This window comes from Actinotalea ferrariae (assembly GCF_019733465.1).
GTDB lineage: Bacteria > Actinomycetota > Actinomycetes > Actinomycetales > Cellulomonadaceae > Actinotalea > Actinotalea ferrariae_A.
On record NZ_JACVQL010000053.1, the window covers coordinates 1 to 24,930 of the forward strand.

Annotated in this window: 19 protein-coding genes; 4 read left to right on the forward strand and 15 right to left on the reverse strand. The window is 72.1% G+C overall.

From position 1 onward, the window contains the following. The coding region (locus ICW40_RS04940; protein WP_260458804.1) for a hypothetical protein at positions 1-888 on the forward strand (888 nt) is incomplete at its 5' end. A 43-nt stretch (positions 889-931) separates the two neighbouring features. Here the strand turns inward: ICW40_RS04940 and ICW40_RS04945 are convergent. The 3 genes from ICW40_RS04945 to fdxA all read right to left on the reverse strand — a co-directional run bounded on the left by ICW40_RS04945 (position 932) and on the right by fdxA (position 4,030). Beyond that, entirely contained in the window at positions 932-2,230 is a 1,299-nt protein-coding gene (locus tag ICW40_RS04945) for a citrate synthase (RefSeq protein WP_221652725.1), read from the reverse strand. Positions 2,231-2,516: 286 nt separating this feature from the next. After that, positions 2,517-3,644: a succinyldiaminopimelate transaminase gene (dapC, locus tag ICW40_RS04950; protein ID WP_221652726.1), complete on the reverse strand. Its 1,128-nt coding sequence runs from the start codon at positions 3,642-3,644 to the stop codon at positions 2,517-2,519. Positions 3,645-3,703: 59 nt separating this feature from the next. Further along, the gene (gene fdxA / locus ICW40_RS04955) at positions 3,704-4,030 is read right to left on the reverse strand and encodes a ferredoxin (protein ID WP_221652727.1); all 327 of its coding nucleotides are present in this window, start codon (positions 4,028-4,030) and stop codon (positions 3,704-3,706) included. A 126-nt stretch (positions 4,031-4,156) separates the two neighbouring features. Between fdxA and ICW40_RS04960 the strand changes: the two genes are divergently transcribed. Next, a complete protein-coding gene (locus ICW40_RS04960) occupies positions 4,157-4,414 on the forward strand; it encodes a putative acetyltransferase (RefSeq protein ID WP_221652728.1) in 258 nt (85 codons plus the stop codon). 103 nt (positions 4,415-4,517) lie between these two features. On the opposite strand, the gene ICW40_RS04965 is transcribed toward ICW40_RS04960, so the two are convergent. From ICW40_RS04965 to typA, 5 genes are all read right to left on the reverse strand, one after another. Next, the gene (locus ICW40_RS04965) at positions 4,518-7,640 is read right to left on the reverse strand and encodes a VanW family protein (protein WP_221652729.1); all 3,123 of its coding nucleotides are present in this window, start codon (positions 7,638-7,640) and stop codon (positions 4,518-4,520) included. 70 nt (positions 7,641-7,710) lie between these two features. After that, positions 7,711-8,085 (reverse strand): hypothetical protein, encoded by a 375-nt coding sequence (locus ICW40_RS04970; protein ID WP_221652730.1) that lies wholly within the window; start codon positions 8,083-8,085, stop codon positions 7,711-7,713. Between the two features lie 9 nt (positions 8,086-8,094). Then, positions 8,095-9,003 (reverse strand): PIG-L family deacetylase, encoded by a 909-nt coding sequence (locus ICW40_RS04975; RefSeq protein ID WP_221652731.1) that lies wholly within the window; start codon positions 9,001-9,003, stop codon positions 8,095-8,097. Continuing rightward, on the reverse strand, positions 9,000-10,769 hold the full coding sequence (locus tag ICW40_RS04980) for a BCCT family transporter (protein ID WP_221652732.1): 1,770 nt from the start codon (positions 10,767-10,769) through the stop codon (positions 9,000-9,002). Before ICW40_RS04980 ends, ICW40_RS04975 begins: the two co-directional genes overlap by 4 nt. Before the next feature lie 81 nt (positions 10,770-10,850). After that, on the reverse strand, positions 10,851-12,761 hold the full coding sequence (gene typA / locus ICW40_RS04985) for a translational GTPase TypA (protein WP_221652733.1): 1,911 nt from the start codon (positions 12,759-12,761) through the stop codon (positions 10,851-10,853). Positions 12,762-13,421: 660 nt separating this feature from the next. On the opposite strand from typA, the gene ICW40_RS04990 reads away from it, so the two are divergent. Next, complete coding sequence (locus tag ICW40_RS04990; protein ID WP_221652734.1) at positions 13,422-13,700, forward strand: hypothetical protein; 279 nt, start codon at positions 13,422-13,424, stop codon at positions 13,698-13,700. A 1,491-nt stretch (positions 13,701-15,191) separates the two neighbouring features. Here the strand turns inward: ICW40_RS04990 and ICW40_RS04995 are convergent. Next, positions 15,192-17,009 (reverse strand): ABC transporter ATP-binding protein, encoded by a 1,818-nt coding sequence (locus tag ICW40_RS04995; RefSeq protein WP_221652735.1) that lies wholly within the window; start codon positions 17,007-17,009, stop codon positions 15,192-15,194. A 97-nt stretch (positions 17,010-17,106) separates the two neighbouring features. Here ICW40_RS04995 and ICW40_RS05000 point away from each other — a divergent pair, with 97 nt between their 5' ends. Then, on the forward strand, positions 17,107-17,736 hold the full coding sequence (locus tag ICW40_RS05000; protein ID WP_308121633.1) for a PH domain-containing protein: 630 nt from the start codon (positions 17,107-17,109) through the stop codon (positions 17,734-17,736). On the opposite strand, the gene ICW40_RS05005 is transcribed toward ICW40_RS05000, so the two are convergent. The 6 genes from ICW40_RS05005 to ICW40_RS05035 all read right to left on the reverse strand — a co-directional run bounded on the left by ICW40_RS05005 (position 17,727) and on the right by ICW40_RS05035 (position 24,924). Then, positions 17,727-18,740 (reverse strand): ABC transporter permease, encoded by a 1,014-nt coding sequence (locus ICW40_RS05005; protein ID WP_221652736.1) that lies wholly within the window; start codon positions 18,738-18,740, stop codon positions 17,727-17,729. The genes ICW40_RS05000 and ICW40_RS05005 overlap by 10 nt on opposite strands. Continuing rightward, positions 18,737-20,266: an ABC transporter permease gene (locus ICW40_RS05010; RefSeq protein ID WP_221652737.1), complete on the reverse strand. Its 1,530-nt coding sequence runs from the start codon at positions 20,264-20,266 to the stop codon at positions 18,737-18,739. Before ICW40_RS05010 ends, ICW40_RS05005 begins: the two co-directional genes overlap by 4 nt. A gap of 201 nt (positions 20,267-20,467) precedes the next feature. After that, on the reverse strand, positions 20,468-22,300 hold the full coding sequence (locus ICW40_RS05015) for an ABC transporter family substrate-binding protein (protein ID WP_308121634.1): 1,833 nt from the start codon (positions 22,298-22,300) through the stop codon (positions 20,468-20,470). Between the two features lie 418 nt (positions 22,301-22,718). Beyond that, the gene (locus ICW40_RS20775) at positions 22,719-23,843 is read right to left on the reverse strand and encodes a GNAT family N-acetyltransferase (protein WP_308121635.1); all 1,125 of its coding nucleotides are present in this window, start codon (positions 23,841-23,843) and stop codon (positions 22,719-22,721) included. Between the two features lie 56 nt (positions 23,844-23,899). Continuing rightward, positions 23,900-24,145, reverse strand: a complete 246-nt coding sequence (locus ICW40_RS05030) for a hypothetical protein (protein WP_221652738.1) — start codon at positions 24,143-24,145, stop codon at positions 23,900-23,902. A gap of 47 nt (positions 24,146-24,192) precedes the next feature. Continuing rightward, positions 24,193-24,924, reverse strand: coding sequence for a class I SAM-dependent methyltransferase (locus ICW40_RS05035; RefSeq protein ID WP_221652739.1), 732 nt, complete (start codon positions 24,922-24,924; stop codon positions 24,193-24,195). Between the last annotated feature and the right edge of the window lie 6 nt (positions 24,925-24,930).

The following is a 24,930-nucleotide window of genomic DNA, read 5'->3' on the forward strand; positions in this document are numbered from 1 at the left end:
GAGCCGCACCCTCCGCGCCGCCCGCGACGCGCGGCGCGAGCGCTCGTGGGGACCGTCGTGTTCGCGGGCGTCGTCGTCGGGGCCGGCGCGGGTGTCGCGGCGTGGCTGCGCCACCTCGACGCCGAGCCGCTCGTCGCGCGGTGCTCGGCCACGTCGGAGGGCACGGCGTGGCACCTCGAGCCCGACCAGGCGGACACGGCCGCGCTGCTCGCGGCCACGAGCGTGCGCCGCAGCCTGCCGGCGCGCGCGACCACCATCGCGATCGCGACGGGGCTCCAGGAGTCCAAGCTCCGCAACATCACCTACGGGGACCGCGACTCCCTCGGGATCTTCCAGCAGCGCCCGTCGCAGGGCTGGGGCACCGAGGACCAGGTCCTGGACCCGGTGTACGCGACCAACGCGTTCTACGACGCGCTCGTCAAGGTGGACGGCTACCAGGACCTGCCCGTCACCGAGGCGGCGCAGGCGGTCCAGCGCTCGGGCTTCCCGGAGGCGTACGCGCAGCACGAGGGCCGGGCACGCGCGTGGGCCTCGGCGATGTACGGCTTCAGCCCGGGCGCCGTGACGTGCACGCTGCCGCGGGCCGAGCAGGCCGGGGACGTCGCCGCGCTGACGACGCGCGTGGAGCGCGACTTCGGCGCGCTGCCCACGACGACCCCGGACCAGCGCACGGTGGACGTCGACGCGAGCGGCCTCGGCGGCGCTCCCGAGGACGCCGAGCGCATGGCGTGGATCGTCGCGCACTGGGCCGTGTCCGTGGCGGGCACGCACGACGTCGTCCGCGTCCAGCACGGCGCGACCGCCTGGCAGCGCGACGACGGCGCCTGGGCCCCGGCCGAGACCGAGCCCGCGCCGACCGGCGTCGTGCGGATCGAGCTCGCCGCCTGACCCGACCGGCTCGCCGGCCTCTCCCGGCCCGACGGCGGGACCGTCAGCGGGCGTCGATCTCCGTGTAGTCGCGCGTCGTCGGGCCCGTGTAGACCTGGCGCGGCCGGCCGATCTTCGTCGCCGGGTCGCTCATCATCTCGCGCCACTGCGCGATCCAGCCGGGCATCCGGCCGACGGCGAACAGGGGCGTGAACATCTGCGTCGGGAAGCCCATCGCCTTGTAGAGCAAACCCGTGTAGAAGTCGACGTTCGGGTAGAGCTTGCGCTGGATGAAGTACTCGTCGTTGAGCGCGATCTCCTCGAGGCCCATCGCGATGTCGAGCAGGTCGTCGCGGGCGCCGAGGGCCGAGAGCACGTCGTCGGCCGCCTTCTTCACGATGGCGGCGCGCGGGTCGTAGTTCTTGTAGACCCGGTGGCCGAAGCCCATGAGGCGGACGCCGTCCTCCTTGTCCTTCACGCGGCGCATGAAGTCGCTCGCGTCGCCGCCGCCCTCCTGGATCTCGGTGAGCATGCGCAGCACCGCCTCGTTGGCGCCGCCGTGCAGCGGGCCCGAGAGGGCGTTGATGCCGGCCGAGACCGACGCGTACAGGTTCGCGTGGCTCGACCCGACGATCCGGACGGTCGACGTCGAGCAGTTCTGCTCGTGGTCGGCGTGCAGCAGGAGCAGGACGTCGAGCGCCTTGACCATGGCCGGGTCGACGTCGTACGGGGTGCCGTTGGGCTGGAACGCCATGCGCAGGAAGTCGGCGACGTAGCCCCGGCCCTGGTCGGGGCCGATCATCTCCTGGCCGAGGGCGCGGCGGTGCGCGTAGGCCGCGATGGTCGGGGTCTTGGCGAGCAGCAGCACCGTGGCGAGCTCGACCGTCGCGGGGTCGAACGGGTCGACGCTCTCGGGGTAGTACCCCGGCAGGGCGGACACGGCGCTCGAGAGCACCGCCATGGGGTGCGCGTTGGTCGGGAAGGCACCGATGAGCGCCTTGAAGTTGTCGTGCAGGTGCGTGTGCCGCTCGACCCGCTCGACGAACGCCGAGAGCTGGTCGGACGACGGCAGCTCGCCGTGCGTCAGGAGGTAGGCGACCTCGAGGAAGGAGGAGCGCTCGGCGAGCTGCTCGATCGGGTAGCCGCGGTAGAGCAGCACGCCCTGGTCGCCGTCGATGTAGGTGATCTCCGACTCGCACGACGCGGTGTTCATGAACCCCGGGTCGACCGTCACGAGCCCGGTCTCCTTGAGCAAGGAGGACACCACGATCCCGTCATTGCCGATGGTCGCGTCGACGACGGGCAGCGAGAGCGCCCGGTCCGCGACACGCAGCTCCACCGGGCTGCTCGTCGTCTCGGTCATGGTTCCTCCTCGGCGGTCCGCGCGGTCCGGGGAGGCCCCCTGCGCTGCGGTCCTGACGTGCGTGCTGGCCCTCGTCGGCCACGATGACGGTACCTGCGCGTGGACGCGCGGACCCAATCGGCGATGGGCAAAACGTCCCTTGTCGGGGGTGATCCCCATCACACGGTCGCCGGTCGACGCCTCGGGGTACCGCCACGTCGACGTCAGCGGTGGTCAAACCCTAGACCACGGGCCGGTCAAGCCGTCCGGTCAGGACGGCCGCGGTCGCCCCTGGTCGAGGCGTGCCTCACGCGCCGCTGAGGCGCGCCGCGGCCTCGGCGACCGCCGCGTCGGACGCGGTCAGGGCGATCCGCACGTGCAGGGCCCCGCTCGGACCGTAGAACGCGCCCGGCGCGACGAGGATCCCGAGCTCGGCGAGGTCCGCCACGGTGCGCCAGCAGTCCTGCCCCGGCCCCGCCGCACGCGCCCACAGGTACAGGCCGGCGGGCGAGTCGTCGACCTCGAGGCCGGCCGCGAGCACCCCGGCCCGCAGGGCCTCCCGGCGGCGCCGGTACCGCTCGTGCTGCTCGGCCACGTGCGCGTCGTCGCCCAGCGCCGCCAGGGTCGCGGCCTGCACGGGGGCGGGCACCATCATCCCGGCGTGCCGCCGCAGCTGGACCATGGGTGCGACGAGCGCGGGGTCGCCCGCGACCCACGCCGCCCGGTAGCCGGCCAGGTTCGACTGCTTGGACAGCGAGTGGACCGCGAGCAGGCCCTCGTGGCTCCCGTCGGTGACGCGCGGGTCGAGGATGCTCGGCACGCCCTGGCTCGCCCACGGCTCGTCCCACGCGAGGAGCGCGTAGCACTCGTCGCTCGCGACGACGGCGCCGATGCGCCGGGCCGCCGCGACGACGGCGCGGAGCTCGTCCACGCCGAGCACCGCACCGGTCGGGTTGCCGGGCGAGTTCACCCAGACCAGGCGCACGTCGTCACGGTCGGCCCACGCGGCGACGTCGTCGGCGGGCAGGGGCTCCGCACCCGCGAGGCGCGCGCCGACGTCGTACGTCGGGTACGCGGTCTCGGGGTGCACGACGACGTCGCCCGGACCGAGACCGAGCATGGACGGCAGCCACGCGACCAGCTCCTTGGAGCCCACGGTCGGCAGGACGGCGGCCGGGTCGAGGTCCGGGACGCCGCGGCGGCGCGCGTAGAACGCGGCGACCGCCTCGCGCAGCGCCGCGGAGCCGTGGACGGTCGGGTAGCCGGGAGCGTCGGCCGCCGCGGCGAGCGCGTCGCGGACCACGCCCGGCGTCGGGTCGACCGGGGTGCCGACCGAGAGGTCGACGATGCCGTCCGGGTGGGCGCGCGCCGTCGCCGCGTACGGCGCCAGGGCGTCCCACGGGAAGTCCGGCAGCCCGGCCGTGATCAGCCCCACTCAGGCCGCCCGGCGCGGGCGGGACGTGCAGGCGTGCGTCGTGGCGCGAGCCGCAGGGCTCACGCCGTGCCGTTCTGCGGCGGCAGGGCGGCGATGATCGGGTGGTCCTGCTCGATCATGCCCATCTTCGCGGCGCCGCCCGGGGAGCCCAGGACGTCGAAGAACTCGACGTTGGCCTTGTAGTACTCGGTCCACTGCTCGGGGACGTCGTCCTCGTAGTAGATGGCCTCGACCGGGCACACCGGCTCGCAGGCGCCGCAGTCCACGCACTCGTCGGGGTGGATGTACAGCGACCGCTTGCCCTCGTAGATGCAGTCGACCGGACACTCCTCGATGCACGCCTTGTCCTTGACGTCGACGCAGGGCTGGGCGATCACGTAGGTCACAGCTGTGGTCCCTCCAGAGGGCGACGGCCCGTTCGGACGAGGTCGGCGCGGTCACGCCGTGCCTAGTATCCCCCACGTGCCCCTGTGTCCGCCGATCGGCCCGGCCGCGCGCCGCGCCCGGCCCCGATGACGCCCCCGCCGACGCCCCCTGCGACGCCCCCGTGGGCCGCGTGGCCGGTGGGCGTCCGGGTGGTGGTCCGCCGCCGGCTGGCCGAGGGTGGCTGGTCGGACGTGCTCGGCGAGCTGCTCGAAGTCGGGGCCGACGGCGTCGTCGTGCGGACGCGCCGCGGGGACGTCGCCGTGCCCGCCGAGGACATCGCGCTCGGCAAGGTCGTGCCGCCCGCGCCGCCGCCACGGCGCTCCCGGACCGCTGACGACGGCTGACGACAGCTGAACGTGCCCGCGCCCGCCAGGACGCGGCTGCGCACGCCCGAGCGGATCTGGGTGCCCGGCGTCGGCCGGTGGTCCCCCGGGTCCGCGCGTCGCGTCAGCCCGCGGGCGGCGGACCGCAGACCACGCGGTTCTGCGGCTTGTAGCGCACGTTCCACCGGTCGGTCCACTGCTCGGCGCCGTCGAGCAGGACCCGCCGGGTGACGGTCACGCTGAAGCCCGGGTTGCCGGCGCTCTGCGGCTCGCACGTGGGCGACTGGGAGTACACGGTCGTCGGCGAGACCACGTTGCTGCGACCGCTCGTCGACTCCTCGACCGTCCAGTACTTGGTGCCCCAGATCCGCACGTACGTGTAGCCGCCCTCGACCCACGACTGCACGAGCGCGCCGTACGGGGTGTTGTTCTTCCACTGCATGTCGAGCGACCCCGTGAAGATCGTCGCCTCGCGCCCCTCGGGGTACCGGCTCAACCACTCGCTGTGCGGGTGGTGCTCGACGTCCTCGAAGCCCGCGAAGAACGCGGCGTTGTACGTCGTCGTCGAGAGCTGCGAGAGGCCGCCGCCCCACGCGTCCGAGTGCTCGCCGTTGACGATCGCGCCGGCCTGCACGAACCCGTGCGCACCGTCGACGGGGCCGAGAGCCTCGGTGAGGCTGAAGGTCTCCCCCGGGCGCACCAGCGTGCCGTTGATCTTCTCGGCACCGTTGGTGATGTTGCGCGTGCGCCGCGGCTCGCTGTTGAGCGGCGTCCGGAACTCGCCGACGACCTCGACGATGCCGAGCGCCTCGAGCTCGGCCGTCGACTCCGTGGGCGCCACCTCGACCAGCTCGACGCGCGCGGTGCGGTCCGCACCGGTGCCGGCCGCGGCCACGGCGTCCGCGAGTGCCGCGGGGTCGAGGGTCGTGCCGGGCGTCCCGGGCACGATCACGGGGACGCCGTCCTGGAAGGCGAAGGAGCCGTCCGACGGGCTCGTGAGGAGGTCGGTCGTGCGCGCGGTCACCGCCTCGACGAGCGCTGCGCCGTCGAGCTGGAGCCGCAGCTCGGAGCCCTCGGGCACGAACGACGCGGTGGCCGCGAGGACCTCGGGCGGCAGCTCGGCGAGCTGGTCGGAGACCGCGACGGTCACCGGGCCGGCGACGAGCGGACGGGCGACCTCGGCCACGACCCGCTCCACCTCGTCCTGGCTGATGGCGGGCTCGACGACCTCGGTGGGGAGGTCGAGGGGCCGGGCGTCGGTGAGCCAGCCGTCGCGGACGACGTCGGCGGCCGCGTCGGCGTCCACGGTCGAGCCGGTCGCGGCGTCGGTCGTCTGCGGCTCGCCGTCGACGAACAGCACGGCGCCGTCGACCGGGGGCACGGCGAGCGCCGCCGCCACGTCCTCGACGGCGGACGCCAGGGCGGCGTCGTCGACCTGCGTCACGGGCTCCGCCGCGCCGGTGCCGAAGAGCTGCTCCCACAGGTTCTGCGGGTGCAGGTCGAAGCCGGTCAGCCCGGCGATCGTGGCCTCGGCGTCGAGCGTGAGACCGGCGGCCGCGGGGTCGAGCGTCGTGCGGTTGTCACCCGCCGCGACAGGGATGGGCTCGGTCGTCGCGGTCGCCAGGGAGTCGACGAGCGCCGCCTCCGCGTCGTCGGCCGACATGCCCCCGAGCTCGACCCCCGCGACGGTGGCGCCCGGCGGGACGCGGTCGGCCCACAGCCAGAGGGCCCCGACGTACGCGGCGGCGAGCACCACGAGCACCGCGGCCGAGATGCCGACGACGCGCGGCCACCGGCGGCGTCGCTCCTCGTCCGGGAACTCGTCCATCGGGGACGACGGGCGGTCGGGTGCGACGGTCGGCGCCGCCGACGCGCGGTCGCGCGGGGACCGGTCGGGACGCGACCGCTCGGGCGCAGCCGCGGGGTCGACGCGTTCGGCCGGCGCGGCGGGCGCGTGGAGCACCTCGGTGGAGTCCGACGACGACGACGCCGCGTCCGACGACGCGCCCGTCGCCGCACCCGTCTCCGCGAGCGCCTCCGGTGCCCGAGGGCTGTCCGGCGTCCGGTCGAGGCGGCTCACGCGTGCGGGGACGCTGCCCGCCGGCGCCGCGGCAGCGGTCTCGGGCTCGTACCGCGGCCCGTCGTCGTCGAGGGCCACCGGCGGGATGACGACCGTGGGCGCCTCCCAGGGGCGGGGCCGCCACGCGCTCGGGGCGTCCTCGGGGTCCGGGTCAACCGCGGCCTCGACCAGGCTCTCGTCGGCCGGGGTCTCGTCGGCCGGCTTCTGGTCGGCCGGCTTCTCATCGGTCGACTGCTCGGTGTCGGGTCCCTCGACGACCGGGCGCTCGGACCCGGTCTGCGCCGGGGGCCGCTTCTCGGATGCCGGCTCCTCGGCGGCCGGCTCCTCAGCCACCGGCTCCTCGGCGGCCGGCTCCTCAGCCACCGGCTCCTCGACAGCGGACTGCTCAGCCACCGACTCCGGCGCCACCGTCGTCTCGGCTGCCGGGTCCTCGGCCACAGGCTCTTCGGCAGCCACGGGCTCCTCGGCAGCCACGTCATCGGCCACCGGCGCCTCGACAGCCGGTTCCTCAGCCACCGGCTCCTCGACCGCAACCGGAGGCGAAGCCTCGGGGGTCGTCGCGTCGGGGGTCGTCGCGTCCGCGGCCGTCGGCTCCGGCGTCGTCTCAGGGGCCGTCGCGTCGGGGGCCGTCGCCTCGGGCGTCGTCGCGTCCGCGGCCGTCGGCTCCGGCGTCGTCTCAGGGGCCGTCGCGTCGGGGGCCGTCGCCTCGGGCGTCGTCGCGTCCGCGGCGGTCGTCTCGGGGGCCGTCGGCTCCGGCGTTGTCGTCTCGGGGGCCGCCGCCTCGGGCGTCGTAGTCTCGGGGGCCGCCGCCTCGGGCGTCGTCGCGTCCGCGGCGGTCGTCTCGGGGGCCGCCGCCTCCGGCGTCGTCGTCTCGGGAACCGCCGCCTCGGGACCCGTCGCCTCGGGGGCCGTCACGTCGGCGGCCGTCACGTCGGACGTGCCGGCGTCCGTCCCGAGCGCCGGTGCGGTCTCGACGCCCGTCGCGCCTGCGTCCGCATCAGGCTCACCGGCGGAGTCGGCGCCGCCCTGCTCGGAGCGCGCGTCGTCGGGAGAGGCGTCGGTCCCGGGGGTGGTCTCCGGCTCGGGCGCGACGTCCTCGAACCCGTCGGTCGTGCGCCCCGGCTCGTCCGTGTCCGGGACGGCGGGCGACTGGCGTCCGTCGGTCATCGCTGTGCTTCTCCCCTGCTGCGGCAGCGAGCCCGTCGCCCGCCCGCGCGATTCTACGTGCCGGGCACGCTCAGCCCTGGGAGCCGCCCAGCGGCCGGTCGCTGAACCAGCGACGCGGCGCGAGGCCCGCGAGCGCGACCACGAGGGCGCCCCCGTACCAGACATAGCCCACGGGTTGCGCGGCGACGAGGAGGTCGCCACCCGGTCCCCGCCCGGCGAGGATCGCGACGGTGGTCACGACCGCGAGCGCCACGAGCAGCATCCCGGCCCAGCCGACCCACGCGCGGGCGAGCACACCGGCGCACAGCACGGTCACCAGCGCGAGCACGAGTCCCCATGGGACCTGCCAGCGGTGGACCGCGGTCCCCACCACACCGACGACGACGCCGATCACGAACGTGCCGGCGAGGCGGGCCAGGGTGCGGCCGTCGGTCAGGTCGATCACGCCGCCACGCTACCGCCGCGCAGCGCGCGCGCTGACGCCCGCGGGCCAGCGGACGTCCCCCGGCGGCCTGCCGGGGGCGAACCGGTAGCACTCCCGGGCGAGCACGGGCTGCAGCACGGCGTTGCTGAGAGCGAGCCCCGCGACCGTGCCGGGGTGCGGGAGCCTCCGCACGGCCTGGATCTGGGTCGGGTGCGCATCGAACGCAGCGAGGAGCCGGTCGAGCACGGGCTCCACGTCGACCTCGACGTCGACCTGCTCGGCCGGCACGGCCGCCGAGGGCAGCGGCCCGTCGGGGTCGGGTGCCGCCATGCCGTCCCACGGCGCCTCCGCCACGACGCGGTAGCCGGAGCGGAGGTCGTCCTCCGGCAGGGCGGCCCACAGGACGGCGGGCACGCGGTGGCCGGCGGCCGCGGCCAGCTCGACCGCGCGCTGCATGACCCGGTGGGCGTGCACGTGGTCGGGGTGGCCGTAGCCGCCGCCGGGCTCGTAGCCGACGACGACGTCCGGCCGGCGGTCGAGCACGAGCTCGGCCACCGCGCGCGCCGCCACGTCCACCGGGACGTCGACGAAGGCGTTCTGGCTGCGGTCGCTCGAGGGACCCGCGCGCCCCACGTCGAGCCACTCCATCCCGGAGTCCTCGACCGGGCCGGTCACGCCCACGAGCCGGTCGAGGAAGACGTGGTCGCGCACTCCGAGGGCCGAGAGCGCACCGGCCAGCTCCCCGGTCCGGTGGGCGGCGAGCGCCGGACCGTCGCCCTCGAGCGGCGCGAGTTCGGCGCCGATGACCTCCCCGCGCTCCCCGCGCGTGCAGGTCACGAGCGTCACCGGGCGGCCCGCGGCCGCCCAGGTGGCGAGGAGCGCGCCCGTGCTGAGCGTCTCGTCGTCGGGGTGCGCGTGGACGGCGAGCAGGCCCGTCACGCGCGGTCGTCCCGCCGGCGCACCGCCCGTGCGGCGCGAGCGACCCGCTCTCGGAAGGGCGCGTCCGCGGCCTGGGCCCGGGGTGCCCCCGGCGGCCCGGTCGGCGGGACCGTGGATGCCTCCGTCGACGTCTGGCCGCTGTCGGCGAGCATGCTCGTCACCTGGGCCGTGACCCGGCTGGCGACCTGCTCGCTCACGTGCTCCGTGAGGCGAGCGCGCAGAAGCAGGCGCTCGGCGCGGACCATCTCGCGGTGCTCACCACCGAGTGCGCGGGACGTCGCCACGACCATGCCGATCATGACGACGCTGAACGGCAGGGCGATGAGCACGGCCACCGTCTGGAGCGCCACGAGGCCGCCTGCGACCAGGAGCGACACCGCGAGCAGGCCGCTGAGCGAGGCCCACACGACCCGGTTCCAGGTCCGCGGCTCGGGGTCGCCGCCCGCGGCGAGCATCGCGACGACGAGCGAGCCGGAGTCCGACGAGGTGATGAAGAACAGCGCGATGAGGACGATCGCGATCACCGAGAGCACGGAGCCCCACGGCAGGCCGCCGAGGAGGTCGAACAGGGCGTTCTCGGGGACGACCGAGCCGTCCTCGCCCACAAGCCCGCCCTCGCCGAAGAGCTCGCGGTAGAGCGCGCTGCCGCCGAGCACCGAGAACCACAGGAAGGTCACGAGCGTCGGGACCAGCAGCACGCCGACGACGAACTGCCGGACCGTGCGCCCGCGCGAGATGCGCGCGATGAACACGCCCACGAAGGGCGCCCACGAGATCCACCAGCCCCAATAGAACGTCGTCCACGCGGCCTGCCACGCCTCGCCCTCGGCGCCGGCGAACGCGCTGACGTTGAACGTCAACGGCAGGACCTGGGCCAGGTAGGTGCCGATCGACTGCACGAACTCGCGGAGCAGGAAGAGCGTCGGTCCCAGGAGCAGGACCACGACCATGAGGATGCCCGCGGTCGTCACGTTGATGTTCGACAGCCACTTGAGGCCACGGTCGAGGCCCGAGACGACCGACACCATCGCGAGCAGCGCGATGACGACGATGAGCACGACCTGGACGCCGACCGACGAGTCGATCACGCCGATGTGCTCGAGCCCGGCCGAGATCTGCAGCACCCCGAGGCCGAGCGAGGTCGCGACGCCGAAGACGGTCCCGACGAGGGCGGCGACGTCGATGGCGTCGCCGAGCCGGCCCTTGACGCGGTCGCCGAGCAGGGGTTCGAGCGCCCAGCGGATCGAGACCGGCCGGCCCTTGCGGTGGATCGCGTAGGCGAGCGAGAGCCCGACGACGACGTAGATCGCCCACGCGTGCACACCCCAGTGCACGTAGGTCTGCGCGACGGCCGTCTGCGCGAGCGTCTCGGGCGTGCCGGTCACACCGGGCTTGGGCGAGGCGAAGTGGGACAGCGGCTCCGCGACGCCCCAGAATACGAGGCCGATGCCCATGCCGGCGGCGAAGAGCATCGAGAACCACGTGCCGAGCCGGAACTCCGGCTCGTCGTCGTCCGACCCGAGAACGATGTCGCCGAGCCGGCTGAGCCCCACCCAGAGGGCGAAGGTCACGAACCCGGCGACGAGGAGCACGTAGTACCAGCCGAACGCGCCGATGACGTTGGTCTGGATGCTCCCCACGACGCTCTCCGCCTGCGCGGGGAAGAGGATCGCGAGGAGCGAGACGACGACGATGACGGCGAGCGACGGCCAGAAGACACGCGTCGCCACACCGCCGCGGACCGCGACGTTCGTGGGCTCAGCCATGCCGCCAGGCTCGCAGAGGAGGCCGCGGCGCGCACGGCCGGGCGCAGGACGCCCGGCCGTCGCGGCCGCCGGGAGGTCGGCTCAGGCGCGCTTGGACCGTGCGGTGATGCGCGCCCGCTCGGTCTGGTCGAGCACGACCTTGCGGATGCGGACGATCTCCGGGGTGACCTCGACGCACTCGTCCTCGCGCGCGAACTCCAGCGACTCCTCGAGCGTGAGCTTGCGCGGCGGCACGAGGTTCTCGAAGTTGTCGGCCGTCGACGAGCGCATGTTCGTGAGCTTCTTCTCCTTGGTGATGTTCACGTCCATGTCCTCGTTGCGCGAGTTCTCGCCGACGATCTGCCCCTCGTACACCTCCTGCGTGGGCTCCACGAAGAAGGAGCCGCGCTCCTGCAGGTTGATCATGGCGAACGGCGTCACCTTGCCGGCGCGGTCGGCCACGAGCGAGCCGTTCGTGCGGGTCTCGATCGTGCCCGCCCACGGCTCGTAGCCGTGCGAGATCGACGACGCGATGCCCGTGCCGCGGGTCTCCGTGAGGAACTGCGTCCGGAAGCCGATGAGGCCGCGCGCCGGCACCACGAACTCCATCCGGACCCAGCCGGTGCCGTGGTTCGACATGGTCTCCATGCGGCCCTTGCGCTGGGCGAGCAGCTGGGTGACGGCGCCGAGGTACTCCTCCGGCACGTCGATCGTCATGTGCTCCATGGGCTCATGCACCTTGCCGTCGATCTGCCGCGTGACGACCTGCGGCTTGCCGACGGTGAGCTCGAAGCCCTCGCGACGCATCTGCTCGACGAGGATGGCGAGCGCCAGCTCGCCGCGGCCCTGGACCTCCCACGCGTCCGGCCGCTCGGTGGGGAGGACCCGCAGCGAGACGTTACCGATGAGCTCGGAGTCGAGGCGGTCCTTGACCTGACGCGCCGTGACCTTGTGCCCCTTGCCGCCCTTGCCGGCCAGCGGGGACGTGTTGATGCCGATCGTCATGGAGATCGCCGGGTCGTCGACCGTGATGAGCGGCAGCGGACGCGGGTCCGCCGGGTCGGTGAGCGTCTCGCCGATGGTGATGTCCGCGATGCCGGCGACGGCGACGATGTCGCCCGGGCCGGCCTCGTCGGTCGGCACCCGCTCGAGCGCCTTGGTCTCGAGCAGCTCCGTGATCCGCACGTTCTGGAGCGTGCCGTCCGCCCGGGCCCACGCGACCGTCTGGCCCTTGCGGATCGTGCCGTTGAAGACGCGGAGGAGCGCGAGGCGTCCGAGGAACGGCGAGGCGTCCAGGTTGGTGACGTGCGCCTGCAGCGGTGCGCCCTCGTCGTAGGTGGGTGCCGGGATCTTCTCGAGGATCGTCGCGAACAGCGGCTCGAGGTCCGGGTTCTCCGGCATCGTGCCGTCGGCGGGCTGCTCGAGCGAGGCGCGGCCGGCCTTGGCCGCGGCGTAGACGACCGGGACGTCGAGGATCGCGTCGAGGTCGAGGTCCGGGACGTCGTCGTGGAGGTCGCTCGCGAGGCCGAGCAGCAGGTCGGTCGCCTCGTGGACGACCTCCTCGATGCGCGAGTCGGGCCGGTCCACCTTGTTGACCAGGAGGATCACGGGGAGCTTGGCGGCGAGCGCCTTGCGCAGCACGAACCGCGTCTGCGGGAGCGGACCCTCGCTCGCGTCGACGAGCAGGACGACGCCGTCGACCATCGACAGGCCGCGCTCGACCTCGCCGCCGAAGTCGGCGTGGCCCGGGGTGTCGATGACGTTGATCGTGATGCCGTCGGGCTGACCCGCCGCCGCCGCGGCCGGCCCGCGGTACCGGATGGCGGTGTTCTTGGCGAGGATCGTGATGCCCTTCTCACGCTCCAGGTCACCCGAGTCCATGGCGCGTTCGTCGACGTGCGCGTGCGACCCGAAGGAGCCCGACTGCCAGAGCATGGCGTCGACGAGGGTGGTCTTGCCGTGGTCGACGTGGGCGACGATCGCGACGTTGCGCAGGTCGGAGCGCACAGGCATGCGGGACTCATCTCAGGAGAAGAAAGGGGGTTGTTCGGCGCCGCGTCGTCGGGCGCGCCGACCAATCTTACCTGCACGACGAACCGCGCTCACCCGGAGGGGCGAGCGGACGGCGAACGGGCGCTCGCCCCGAGGCGTGAGCGGCCGTGGTCGTGCGGTGCGGGCCGAGGCCCCTCCCCCGAGCGGTGAGCAGCCGTGGTCGTGCGGTGCCGGCCGAGGCGCTGTGCCGCCTGCCGTTCGCGTCAGTCCTGGTCGGTCCGGTTCTGCTCCTCAAGGCCTTGACGACGAAGCGGTCGAGCGGCGGCACGATCTCGCTCGCGTGTGCCCATCCGCGGCCTCCTCCTCGCTGCGGGCTGTCGCACGTCTCGCGCCGCTTGCGCTGCTCCGCGGGAGGCGAACACGGGGACGGCGGCCAGCAGGCGCCGCGTGATCTGCTCGCGGGAACCCCGCTCGACAAGCCTCCCCTGTGCATGACCGCGATCCGCTCGGGAAGGACCTCGACGACCGCGAGCTTGTGGCCAATGAAGAAGTACGGAGCGCGTCCGGCCCGCGTCATTACCCTGGGCGTCTAAATCGAGGGTAGACGCGCCACTCCGCGCTCCGCCATGCTGTGCCCTGTCCAGCGGCAATCACGCCGGGACGCGCCCATTTGGAGGTCATATGAAGATCTGGTCGGTTCTCATAGCAGCCGCGCTGGCGGTTGGCGGGCTTGTGCTTCCGGTGGCCGCAGCAGCTCCAGCGGCGGCGGGGGAAGTTACCTGCGTGCAGCCCGCCATGCACACCGTTAAGTCGGGCTGGCGGAAGGGATGGCGCTACATTGTCGCGAGCGGCACCTTCGACATCATCGTTCACCAGCCCGGCGGAAACTACATGATGCGACTCAACAAGGGCACGATCTACTACTTCGAGTCGCCGAACACATGGATCAGCTGCGCATGATTCAAGTGCGGGGTTGACCGCCGTTCGGCTCCGCCGACGCGTCCCCGGGCCACTCTAGCCCCGGGGACGCGTCCCACCCCGCCATCCTTGGTAATAAGCAGCTGGGATCGTGCTACTACAGCCGCCGGGTGCGCACTTGCTCGAGCCCTGCACAATGGTCACGACGGGCCCGACGCGCCGGGCGGACGTGCCATGGCTCGCCGCAAGCGGATCATCAAATGTCCCCGCGGCGCGCATTGCGCCAGTAGCGTTTGGTTCGCCCGAGAACCCTCGTGGATGTCCAGGATCGTCGGGGTCGGGGCTTAGTCGGCGACCTGACAGGCACTCGGCGCCCGAGTGAGCGCCTCATACAGGCCCGACCGGGCGATGCCAAGCACCCGGCAGGTCAGCGCGACGGACACCCGTCGGCCGCCAACTTCCCGACGGGCCGGGCGATCACCCCGGAAGGGGGGATTCTCTCTAGCGAAGTAGGCACTGGCGCGCTTAAGGACTCGTTCTCCACCTCTAGCACCCGGTTCCGCCGGCGCAGCTCGACCAATTCCGCGCTCGTCAATGGACCGTCCCTCGCGGGCCCGCGTCGACGTCTCCTGCGCCATCCACCGTCCTAGGCACAACGCGCTGATGCCAAGTTGAGGCGCGACCTTCGCGACCGGGAACTGACCGCTGCGGGTCAGTCCACTGCTCGACCCCCAGAACCACGGCGGCCTGGCTGCAGCCAAAAGAACACCTCTTTGAGATGACATCGTCACCTCAGGACAGGTGTCCGGGATCGTGAGTCGGCTCGGTCCGCTTGCCGCCGTCGTTGACCTTGAGCGCCTCCACTGAGCCGTGGGCGTTCCAGTCACGCGGCGGCTGGTCCGCTCGACCATCAACCGTCGATCAGAAACCGCCCGGACGCACCGAGCAACTACACCCGACGCGCGATCACCGCCCGCTACCTGTGGGCTCCTTGTCCACCTCTACATAAGGAACGTCGAGCAGATCCCTGACGGTTGCAGATAGCACATCCGCGGCGGGAGCTCGGTCTACGAGCGAACCGCCCAGCGGACGAAGACCATTGCGCCGGGGTGAGCAGCATCTACTTGCACTCCGCGGCCGATGGGATCGCCCACCTGGCCCACACCGAGCACTCGCCTGACGAGAAGACACCGTGATTGAGCTGTTCGACTGCGCGAGGGCGCTCTTCGCGGCTCACGGCATCCACCGACCGGTCTGAGGGATCATTGACGCCCGCGGTAACGCCGGGTTCGCCCCCGCCACGAGCGAATCCGGCCCAACACACCGGGCACAACGGCGAGGTCGGGCGCTACAACCCATTCTCGCCCGGGAGCCCCCTCCGCGCCCCGGACTAAGTCTCAGTGACCGAACGAGCCGCCGCGATCCAAGTCCCAAATTCCACGACGAGGGCCATCGACGTCACGACCGCCAAGGGCGACTGATCGCCATGCTCACGGCTGCGCGGACCGCCGCCAATGCAATACGGTCGAAGACCTAGGGGTTAGTGTCGGAGCGGGTTTGGATTCCTCCCCCGGCCGCCTCGATTTCGTCCACGGACACCACCGTCTTTCGCATGCCCGTCCGCGCAGCCGCCTCCTCGAGCAGACGGTCGCGCATCTCACGCCTCTTGCGCTGCTCCGCGGGATTTGGAACCGGGACCGCTGAAAGCAGGCGTCGCGTGTAGTCCTGCTCGGGCGAGCGCAGGATCTGCTCGCGCGGCCCCTGCTCGACCAGCTTGCCCTTGTGCATCACCGCGATGCGCTCGGACAGGATCTCGACGACGGCGAGGTCGTGGCTGATGAAGAGGCAGGCGAACCCGTACTCGCGCTGGAGCTCCTGGAAGAGCTCGAGCACCCGCGCCTGGACCGACACGTCGAGGGCCGACGTCGGCTCGTCGGCGACCAGCAGCTTGGGGGAGAGGGCGAGCGCGCGGGCGATGCCGACGCGCTGACGCTGGCCGCCCGAGAGCTCGTGCGGGTAGCGGTTGCGCATGCCGCGCGCGAGGTGCACCTGGTCGAGGAGCGACTCGACGCGGCGGTCGAGCTCGGCGCCCTTGGCGATCTTGTGCAGGAAGAGCGGCTCACCGATGGACTCGCCGATCGGCAGTCGCGGGTTGAGCGAGGAGCCCGGGTCCTGGAAGACGATCGAGACGTGGTCGCGGACCTGGCGCAGCTCCTTGCTGCCGATCCCCCGCATCTCGTGCCCACCGATGGTCAAGCTCCCGCCCACGACGGGCAGCAGACCGACGGCGGCGCGGCCGACCGTCGTCTTGCCCGAACCCGACTCGCCGACGAGGCCGACGACCTCGCCCTGACCGATGGTCAGGTCGATGCCGTCGACCGCGCGGAACGCGGGGATGCGCCCGCGCTTCGGGTACTCGATGACGAGGTCCTTGGCGACGAAGACGTCCGCGCCGCCCTCGGCGGAGCCGTGCGCTGCGGGCCGTGCGCGCTCGGTGACGCGCGCCGTCCCGACCACGGTGTCCTGGGAGAAGCTTTGCGACCCCAGGTGCGGCACGGCCGACAGGAGCTGCTGGGTGTAGGCGTGCTGCGGCCGGTTGAAGATGTCGTCCGCGGTGCCGCGCTCGACGATGCGGCCGTCCTTCATCACGAGGATGCGGTCGGCGAGGTCGGCGACGACGCCCATGTCGTGCGTGATAAGGACGATGCCGGAGTCGATGCGGTGACGCAGGTCCCGCATGAGCTTGAGGATCTCCGCCTGCACGGTGACGTCGAGCGCCGTCGTCGGCTCGTCCGCGATGAGCAGCTTGGGGTCGAGCGCGAGCGCCTGCGCGATCATCGCCCGCTGGCGCTGGCCACCCGAGAGCTGGTGGGGGTACTTGTCGACCGAGAGCTCCGGGTTGGGGATTTCGACCATCGTCAGCAGCTCGATCGCGCGCTCGCGCGCCTGCTTCGGCCCGATCTCGCGGTGCGTGCGGAGCGTCTCGATGATCTGGAAGCCCACCGTGTACACGGGGTTCAGCGCGGTCATCGGCTCCTGGAAGATGACCGCGACGTCGTTGCCGCGCACGTGGCGCAGGCGCGAGTGGCTCAGGCCGATGAGCTCGCGACCGGCGAGCTTGGCGCTTCCGGTCGCCCGGCCGTTCGCCGGCAGCAGGCCGATGAGCGACATGGAGGACTGCGTCTTGCCCGAGCCGGACTCGCCGACGATCGCCAGGACCTCGCCCGGCCGCACCTCGTAGGACACGTCGACGGCGGCGGGGTACCACTCGCCGTCGACCCAGAAGTCCACGCCGAGGTTGTCGACGGCGAGGATCGGCTCGGTCGCCGGGGCGGTCGTCTCAGTGGTCACGGGTCATTCCTCCGGTCACGGGGGCGGCGCTGTCGCCGTGCTGCAGGTGCCGGCCCGCTGTGCGGGCGCGACCGGCGCGGTCTGGGAAACTGGCGGGGTGGACGAGACGACTCAGGTGTTCCGGCCGACGTCGGGCCGATGGCTTGCCGGCACCGTGGCGGCGCTCGCCGCCTTCGGTCTCGTGAGCCTGGTGGTCGAGGGCGAGCCGGCCGAGGTGCTGCGCTACGGGTCCGTGCTGGTGCTCGTCGCGGCGCTCGTGTGGGCGGCCTACTGGCTGCCCGCGGTCGAGGTCTCCGCGGCCGGCGTCACCCTGCGCAACGTGCTGCGGACGGTCGAGCTGCCGTGGCCGTCGATCCAGCGGATCGACACCCGCTACGCCCTGACGCTCGTGACCGCCTACGGGACGTACTCCGCCTGGGCGGCACCCGCCCCGGGCAACCGCCGCTCGCACCGGGAGACCCCGGCGGCCGAGCTGCGCGGCCTGCCCGAGACCACGTACGGCGCCGGCGGCAGCGTGCGGCCCGGCGACCTGCCGAGCAGCCCCTCGGGCGCCGCCGCGGCGATCGTGCGCCGGCGCTGGGAGGAGCTGCGCGATGCCGGTCACCTCGACGACCCGCGCCTCGAGCGCCCCACGCCCCGCACCACCTGGCACCGGGGCACCCTGACGGTGCTCGGGGTGCTCACGGTGGCGACCGTGGTCGCCCTGCTGGCGGTCCATCAGCCCTGACGCATCTTGCGCTTGCTCGGGATCTTGCGCTGCCGCGGGTCGAACGCGTCACGCAGGCCGTCGCCGATGAAGTTGACGCAGAGGGCGATGATGATGATGAACAGGCCGGGCCACCAGAACAGCCACGGGCGGGTCGCGAACGCCGACTGGTAGTCGTTGATGAGCTGGCCGAGCGAGATGTCCGGTGCACTCACGCCGAAGCCGAGGTAGCTGAGCGACGTCTCGAGGATGATCGCCGACGCCATGAGCAGCGTGGTGTTGACGATGATCACGCCGATCGCGTTCGGCAGCATGTGCTTGAACATGATGCGGCCGTTGCTCGCACCCGCCACGCGGGCGGCGTCGACGAATTCGCGCTCGCGTAGGGAGAGGAAGTCGCCCCGCACGAGGCGCGACATCGTGGTCCACGTCACGAGTCCCAGAGCGAGGCCGAGGAGCACCGCGTTGCCCCCACCGAAGGCCTTCCCGAGGACGGCGCCCACCACGATGATCGGGATCGTGATGACCATGTCGGTGAGGCGCATGAGGAAGGTGTCGACGCGACCGCGGAAGAAGCCGGAGAGCGCCCCGAACGTGATCCCGATCGTCGTCGCGAGCACACCGATGAGCACCATGACCAAGAGCGAGCGCTGCGTGCCGAACATCACGCGCGCGAAGAGGTCACGGCCGATGTCGTCCTGACCGAACGGGTGGGCGCCGATGGTGATCCCGTCGAGCCCGACTTGCAGCGTCGGGCGGCCTCCGGGGATCGCCGTCGGGTGCGTGCGGATGTGGTCGAACTGCCACCAGCCGTCGATCGGGCCGATGCCGATGGACGTCGTCGCGAGCAGGATGACCAGTAAGAGCACCGCCGCGGCCGTCATCGCGCCCTTGTGGCGGACGAACCGGCGGAACACGATTTGGCCCTGCGAGAGGCCCTCGACCTCCTTGAGCTCGATGGCGTTCTCGAGCCGCTCGGTCGCGTCCTCCGGGGGCGGGGGCGTGGTAATGGGCGTCTGGGTCATGCGTTCACCCTGATCCGTGGGTCGAGGCCGGCGTAGACGAGGTCTGCGACGAGGTTGGCGAGCACGGCGACCGTGCCGGTGACGATGAAGAAGCCCATCACCGGGTACGGGTCGTCACCGTTGAGCGCGGTGATGAACATGTTCCCCATGCCGGTCCAGCCGAAGATGCGCTCGGTGATGACTGCACCGCTGAGGATCGCCGCGATGTCGAGCGGGATGATCGTCGCAAGCGGGATCAGAGCGTTGCGGAAGGCGTGGCGCATCACGACCGTGCGCTCGGTGAGGCCCTTGGCGCGCGCGGTGCGGATGTAGTCCTGGTTGAGTACCTCGAGCAGGCTGCCGCGCGAGTAGCGGGTGTAGCTCGCGAACGAGATCAGCAGGAGCGACGTCGTCGGCAGGATGAGGTGCGTGTACTGGTCGAGCGTCTCGACCCAGAAGTCGCCGTTGAGGCCGGGCGTCGCCGCACCGATCGTCGCGATCGGCCGGTTGTCGCTGTAGTCCGAATAGATTCGCCAGACCTGCATGACGCGGTCGGCAAAGATGAGCAGCGCCACACCGACGGCCGTGAGGGCCGCTGTGCGGATGGACTGGGCGCGGTCAGGCCCGCCGAACGCCCACCCGACGACGGCGGCGACGGCGAGCGTGACGGTGAGCAGGCCCAGGATTAGCCAGGTGGTCGCGTAGGGGAAGACGTACTGGAGCGGTAGCCAGAGAGCGACGCCGATCGCAACGACGGTGACCGCCGAATACAGGGCGCGCCGGTTCCGCAGCCCCGTGCTCAGCACGGTCACGCCGAACGCGATGGCCAAGCCGGTGACGGCGATGAGTACCGGGCCGAGGCTGGGGTCGAGGAACCAGCCGGTCGACGAGACGAACCAGAGGACCGCTGCCGTCGCGGCGGTCGCCACGGCGAACGTGATGAGGCGACGCCTGACCTCCCCGCCGACCAGCGCGGACCACACGAGTCCGGCGACGAGCGAGATGCCGATCAGCCCCCAGAGCCCGATGGTCGGGTCCCGCAGGAAGTCGTTGAAGCCGATGGCGCCCCACTGCTTGAGCAGCACGGCGACCCAGAACGTCGGCAGCGAGTACAGGAGGAACGACGCGAAGGTGATCGAGTAGTCGAAGCCCGTGTACTGGCGCAACGCGCTCGCGATGCCGACGGTGACGCCGGTGATGATGGCGAGCAGCGTCGCGACGACGACGAGGCGCAGCGTGACGCCGACCGCGCCGGCGAGCATGTCCGTCACCTCGCGGTTGGTCCGCCAGCTCTCGCCGAGCGTGCCTTGGCCCCACAGGAAGCCCGCGAGCCCCTTGAGCCACAGGAAGTAGCGCAGCACCGGCGGGGTGTCGAGGTTGAGCAGCCGCGTGCGCTGCTCCATCTGGGCCTCGCGGTTGATCTGACTGCTCTCGCGCAGCTCCTCGAGAGGATCCGTCGCGAAGTCGACGAGCATGAAGAAGACGAAGGTCGACGCGAGCAGCACGACCGCTGCCGAGGCGAGTCGCCTCACGAGGAAGGTGAGCATCGGATCCGTCAAACCTCGCTTGAGGAAGGGGGAGGCGCGCAGAACGCAGGAATACTACCGGCGGGTAACCGATGGCCCGTCCGCCGTCGTCGTACGACCAGTCTGAGGCCCTGGCCAGGCCTGACGCACCCGGGGACGCCGGGACAGGTGTCCCGGCGCCCCCGGTGCTGCTCGGCGACCCGAGGGCCGCTCAGGGTGAGGTCAGCCCTCCTCGGACTCCTGGACCGCGCTCTCGCTCGGGTCCCACTCCCAGAAGTTCCAGAAGACGCTCGGCGACAGGACGCCGTTCTTCACGCCCGAGACCGTGTCGCGGTTCGCGACGACGCCCGGGAACTGGAAGATCGTGACGCCGAACCCGTCGGCCCACAGCTCGGCCTCGATCTCGCCGAGGATGCGCAGCTGGTCCTCCTCCTCGAAGGTCGTCTCGAGCTCGTCATAGAGCTCGTCGACCTTCTCGTTGGCGTAGCCGCTGTAGTTGTTACCACCGTCGGAACGGAAGTTCGCGGCCGACTCGCTGATGCCCAGCGAGGTGGACTGCCAGCCGAACAGCGCGGCGTCGTAGGTGCCGCTGCCGAGGAGCGACCCCCAGTTGTCGTCGCCGCCGTCGATGAGGTTGAACCCGGCGTCGCCGACCGACTCGGCGAACAGCTGGTACTCGGCGGCACGACGGGCGTTCGACTTGCCGTAGAGCAGCGTGACGTCGATCGGCGTCGTGACGCCGGCCTCGGCCAGGAGCGCCTTGGCGCCCTCGATGTCGACCTCGTCGTACACGTCCGAGCCGTTGGACGCGACGATGTCGTCGTAGCCCGGCGAGCCGGGCACGCGGGTCTGCGAGTTGCGGATCTCCGCGTCGGGGTTGAGCGGCTGGATGATCTTGTCGATGACCTCCTGGCGCGGGATCGCCATAAGGAACGCCTGACGCACCATGCGCGCCTTCTCGGCGTCACCGCCGTAGGTGGCCGGGTCGAACGGGCCACCGTTGTTGAACGTCAGGTCGATGTGCTCGTAGGTGCCCTCGCTGCCCGTCTGGACCGTCACGCCCTCAACGCCCTCGAGCGCCGTGATGACGTCAGCCGTCGCCTGCGGGTTGATGATGTCCAGCTCACCGTTCTGGAGAGCCTGGACCTGGGCCATCGGGTCCTCGTTGTACCGGACCGTGATGGTCTCGACCTTGGGCTCGAGGTCGCCCTGGTAGTTCTCGTTTGCCGTGAGCGTGATGTACGCGTCGTCGGCCGAGAGCTCCGAGATGACGTAGGGGCCCGAGGCGAGGTACAGGCTCGGGTCATCCGGGAGATCCGTGAAGTCGAAGGCCGAGTTCCAGACGTCGGCGATCGGCTTGAGGGTCTCGGTGTCGCCCTCCTGGATCGCCGTGATGAGCGCGTCCTTGGCCTCCTCCGCGTCCTCGATGTCGAGCGCCTGCTGCGCGACGACGTGCGCCGGCACCGTCGGGGCGGCCAGGGCGACCTCCCAGTCGACGAACGGGGCGTCGTAGACCAGCGTGATCGACTTGCCGTCGTCGTCGATCTCCGGGACCTCGGTCACGTTCGACAGGCCGCCACCGAGGGCCGCCGCGTCGAAGTAGAGGTTCTCGTGCTCGATGATCGCGCCGGTCTCCTCGTCGTAGGTGACCTCGCCCTCGTTGTACTTGCCCGAGTCGGCGACCCACTGGAGCAGCAGGTCAGCGGCGTCGACCGGCACCTCGTCGGACCACTGCGTGTCCTCGGCGATCGTGTACTTCACCGTCAGCGGGTCGTCGGAGAGCTTCTCGATCGTCCCGTAGCTCTCGTCCTTCACCAGCGCCGGCTCGTTGTTGTAGTACTGGAACGACCCGACCGTCAGGTACTTGATGACCGCGTTCGCGGTCGCGTTCCCGTTCGACGTCGACTCGTTGTACGAGAAGAAGGGCTGGTTCCAGCCGACCGTGAGGCGGGTGTCCTCCTCGATCGCGGACTGGGTGGGCGTCGCGCACGCAGACAGCACCAGGGCGCCTGTTGCGACGAGAGCGCCCGCGGCGCCGATTCGCCTGATTCTCACTGTTCCTCCTGACAAGGATGCGGTGCGAGGCCTGTGGGCGGCAGGGGCGCCGGCGGGCCGGCAGCACGAGCGGTCCAGGGCATCCACCATGGATGCGGCGACACTACAACTCGAATTTCCGGCATACGGGACGCGTAACAGACTCGGGCGGTGATCGTTACACATTCGATACTGGCTGGTACGTCTCGGATCCTGGGACGAGGCCCGAGGCGTCGACCGGGTGAGGGCGCAAGGGTCGGCGCACCTGACGACGGAATTCGTCGCCAGGCGGGCATCGCGGCGCTGATCTGCTCCGTCCCTCGCCGGATGGAGTGCTGGTAGCACGTCGGAGTCAAGAGAAGCACTGGCTGAGACCGGGCGTCTTTCGGACAGCCCTTTCCCTCCGTCGGGGCACCTGGCCGTGTGACGGCCGCGCCGGTCACGCCGACGGTCGGGGCCACTCCCGGTCCAGCACGGCGAAGACGAGCTCGGTGGACGGCTGCCCGTCGAGCAGGTCGTTCTCGACGAGCCGCGCCTCGTGGCGCATTCCCAGCCGCAGGCACACACGCTCGGAGGCCTCGTTGCGCTCGTCGAGTCGCGCAAAGACGCGGTGGGCCGCGAGCCGGTCGAAGGCGAGCCCGACCGCCGCCGCGGCCGCCTCGGTCGCGTAGCCCCGGCCCGCCGCATCCGGGTGGAAGGCGTAACCCACCTCGACCTGGCCTGCGGCCCATCCCCGTGAGATGAGGACCACCTCCCCCAGCACGCCGGGCGCGTCACGACGCTCGACCAGGAGCACGAGGGCGTCGTCGGTCTCGGCGAAGGGCGCGGTGGACCACGCGGCGAGCTTCGCCGTCGCCACCTCGCGGGTCCAGGCGTCCTGGTACAGGAACCGGGTCACGTCCGGCCGCGAGCGGTACGCGAGCACGGCGTCGACGTCGTGAGGCGTCGGGCGGCGCAGCACCAGCCGCTCGGTGCGGACCGGCAGGGGCAGCGTGGGCACGAGGTCCGTCGACGTCCGCGGCGGGCGCTCGAGCGGCGGCACGGGCGTCGTCGTCGCGCCCGCCCAGTCCGTCCGGAGGAGCGCGTACCCGGCGGCGCCGAGCGGAGGACCGTCCGGACGCGGCCACGCCTGGCGGTAGAAGGACTCGTGGACGAACCCAGCCCGCGCGAACGCGCGTCGCATGGGCAGGTTGTCCTCCCGCGTCGTGCCCTCGAGCCGGTGCACCCGGGGCATCGTCGTGAAGACGACGTCGGCGAGCGCTCGGAGGGCGGGCGCGGCGAGCCCGGTGCCGCGGTGCTCCGCGGCGAGCCGGAGGTCGAGGACCGGCCCGTCGTCGGTCAGGTCGTGCAGCACGACGACACCGACGCGCCTCCTCCCGCGCGCCTCGACCCACCACGCGGCCCGGTCCGGCGGGTCGTACGCGCCAGCCTCGATGCGGGCGTCGGCCTCGTCCTCGGTGAGGCGCTCCCCGACGTGGAACGGGAAGTCGCTCGCGGCGAGGAAGGCGACGAGCTCCGCACGGTCGGCGCCGCGGGCGTCGAGGGGTCGCAGCGTGACGGTCACGGGACGAGAGTAGGTCGGCGTCGTCCGCCGCTCGCCGTCCCCTCGCTGCGCGCCCTCTACGCGTCGAGGGCTGTCACGCTCGACCCGGGGCTCAGCCGGTCGGCGACCCGCTGAGCGGTCGCGAGCGCCGCGTCACGCGAGTCGGCGTCGACGTGGAGCGTGAAGTCCACGCCGCCGTCGTCCGTGCGGAGCGCGTGCTCGACGGTGACGCCCTCCTCGTCGGCGACGGCCTCGTCGAGCGGCGACACGTCGCCGAGCCACGAGCTGGTCTGTGCGGTGCCGGAGATGCGGTAGGTCGTCATCCCCCGATGATGCGCGGGGTCGGTCCGGCGTTCCACCGCTGGGGACCTCACGTGGTCGAGCGGTGGGCGACGAGCACCATCTCCCGCCCGGGCCGGTCCGGGGCGTCGCGGACGTCGTCCACGACGAAGCCGGCACGGTCGAGCGAGCCGACCAGCTGCTCGAGGGTCCGGAAGCGCAGCGTCGACTCGGAGGTGAGGACGGTCCGCGCGGCGCCCAGGACGTACGTCGAGCGGAAGGAGACGACGTCACCCGCGACCTCGGTCACGTCGGTCCACGTCTCGACGCGGCCGACGCCGTCGAGCTCGGTGACGTCGTACGTGCGCTCGCGATCCCACTCGAGCCAGGCGCGACGCTCGGGCACGCGGCTCTCGAGGACGAGGTGCCCCTCGGGCCGCACGGCCCGCGCCAGACCGTCCAGCGTCGCCGCCCACTCGTCGTCCCCGACGAAGACCTGCGCCACGTTCCCGGTCATGCTGGCCAGGTCGACCCGGAGCGGCGGGAGGGTCGTCGCGTCGCCGTGCACCCAGCGCACCTGGTGCGCGCACGGCTTGCCGCGCGCGACGTCGAGCGAGGCCGCGGCGGGGTCGACACCGACGACCTCGATCCCGCGCGATGCGAGCAGGCACGCGAACGTGCCCGTCCCGCAGCCGACGTCGAGCACCGAGCGGGCGCCGAGCTCCTCGACGAGGGCGACGTAGTGGTCGAGGTCGCTGCGGTCCGGGTCGAGCGGGTCGTAGAGCGGTGCGAGGCGGGGATCGGCGAAGGCGGCGTCGGGCACGTCCCG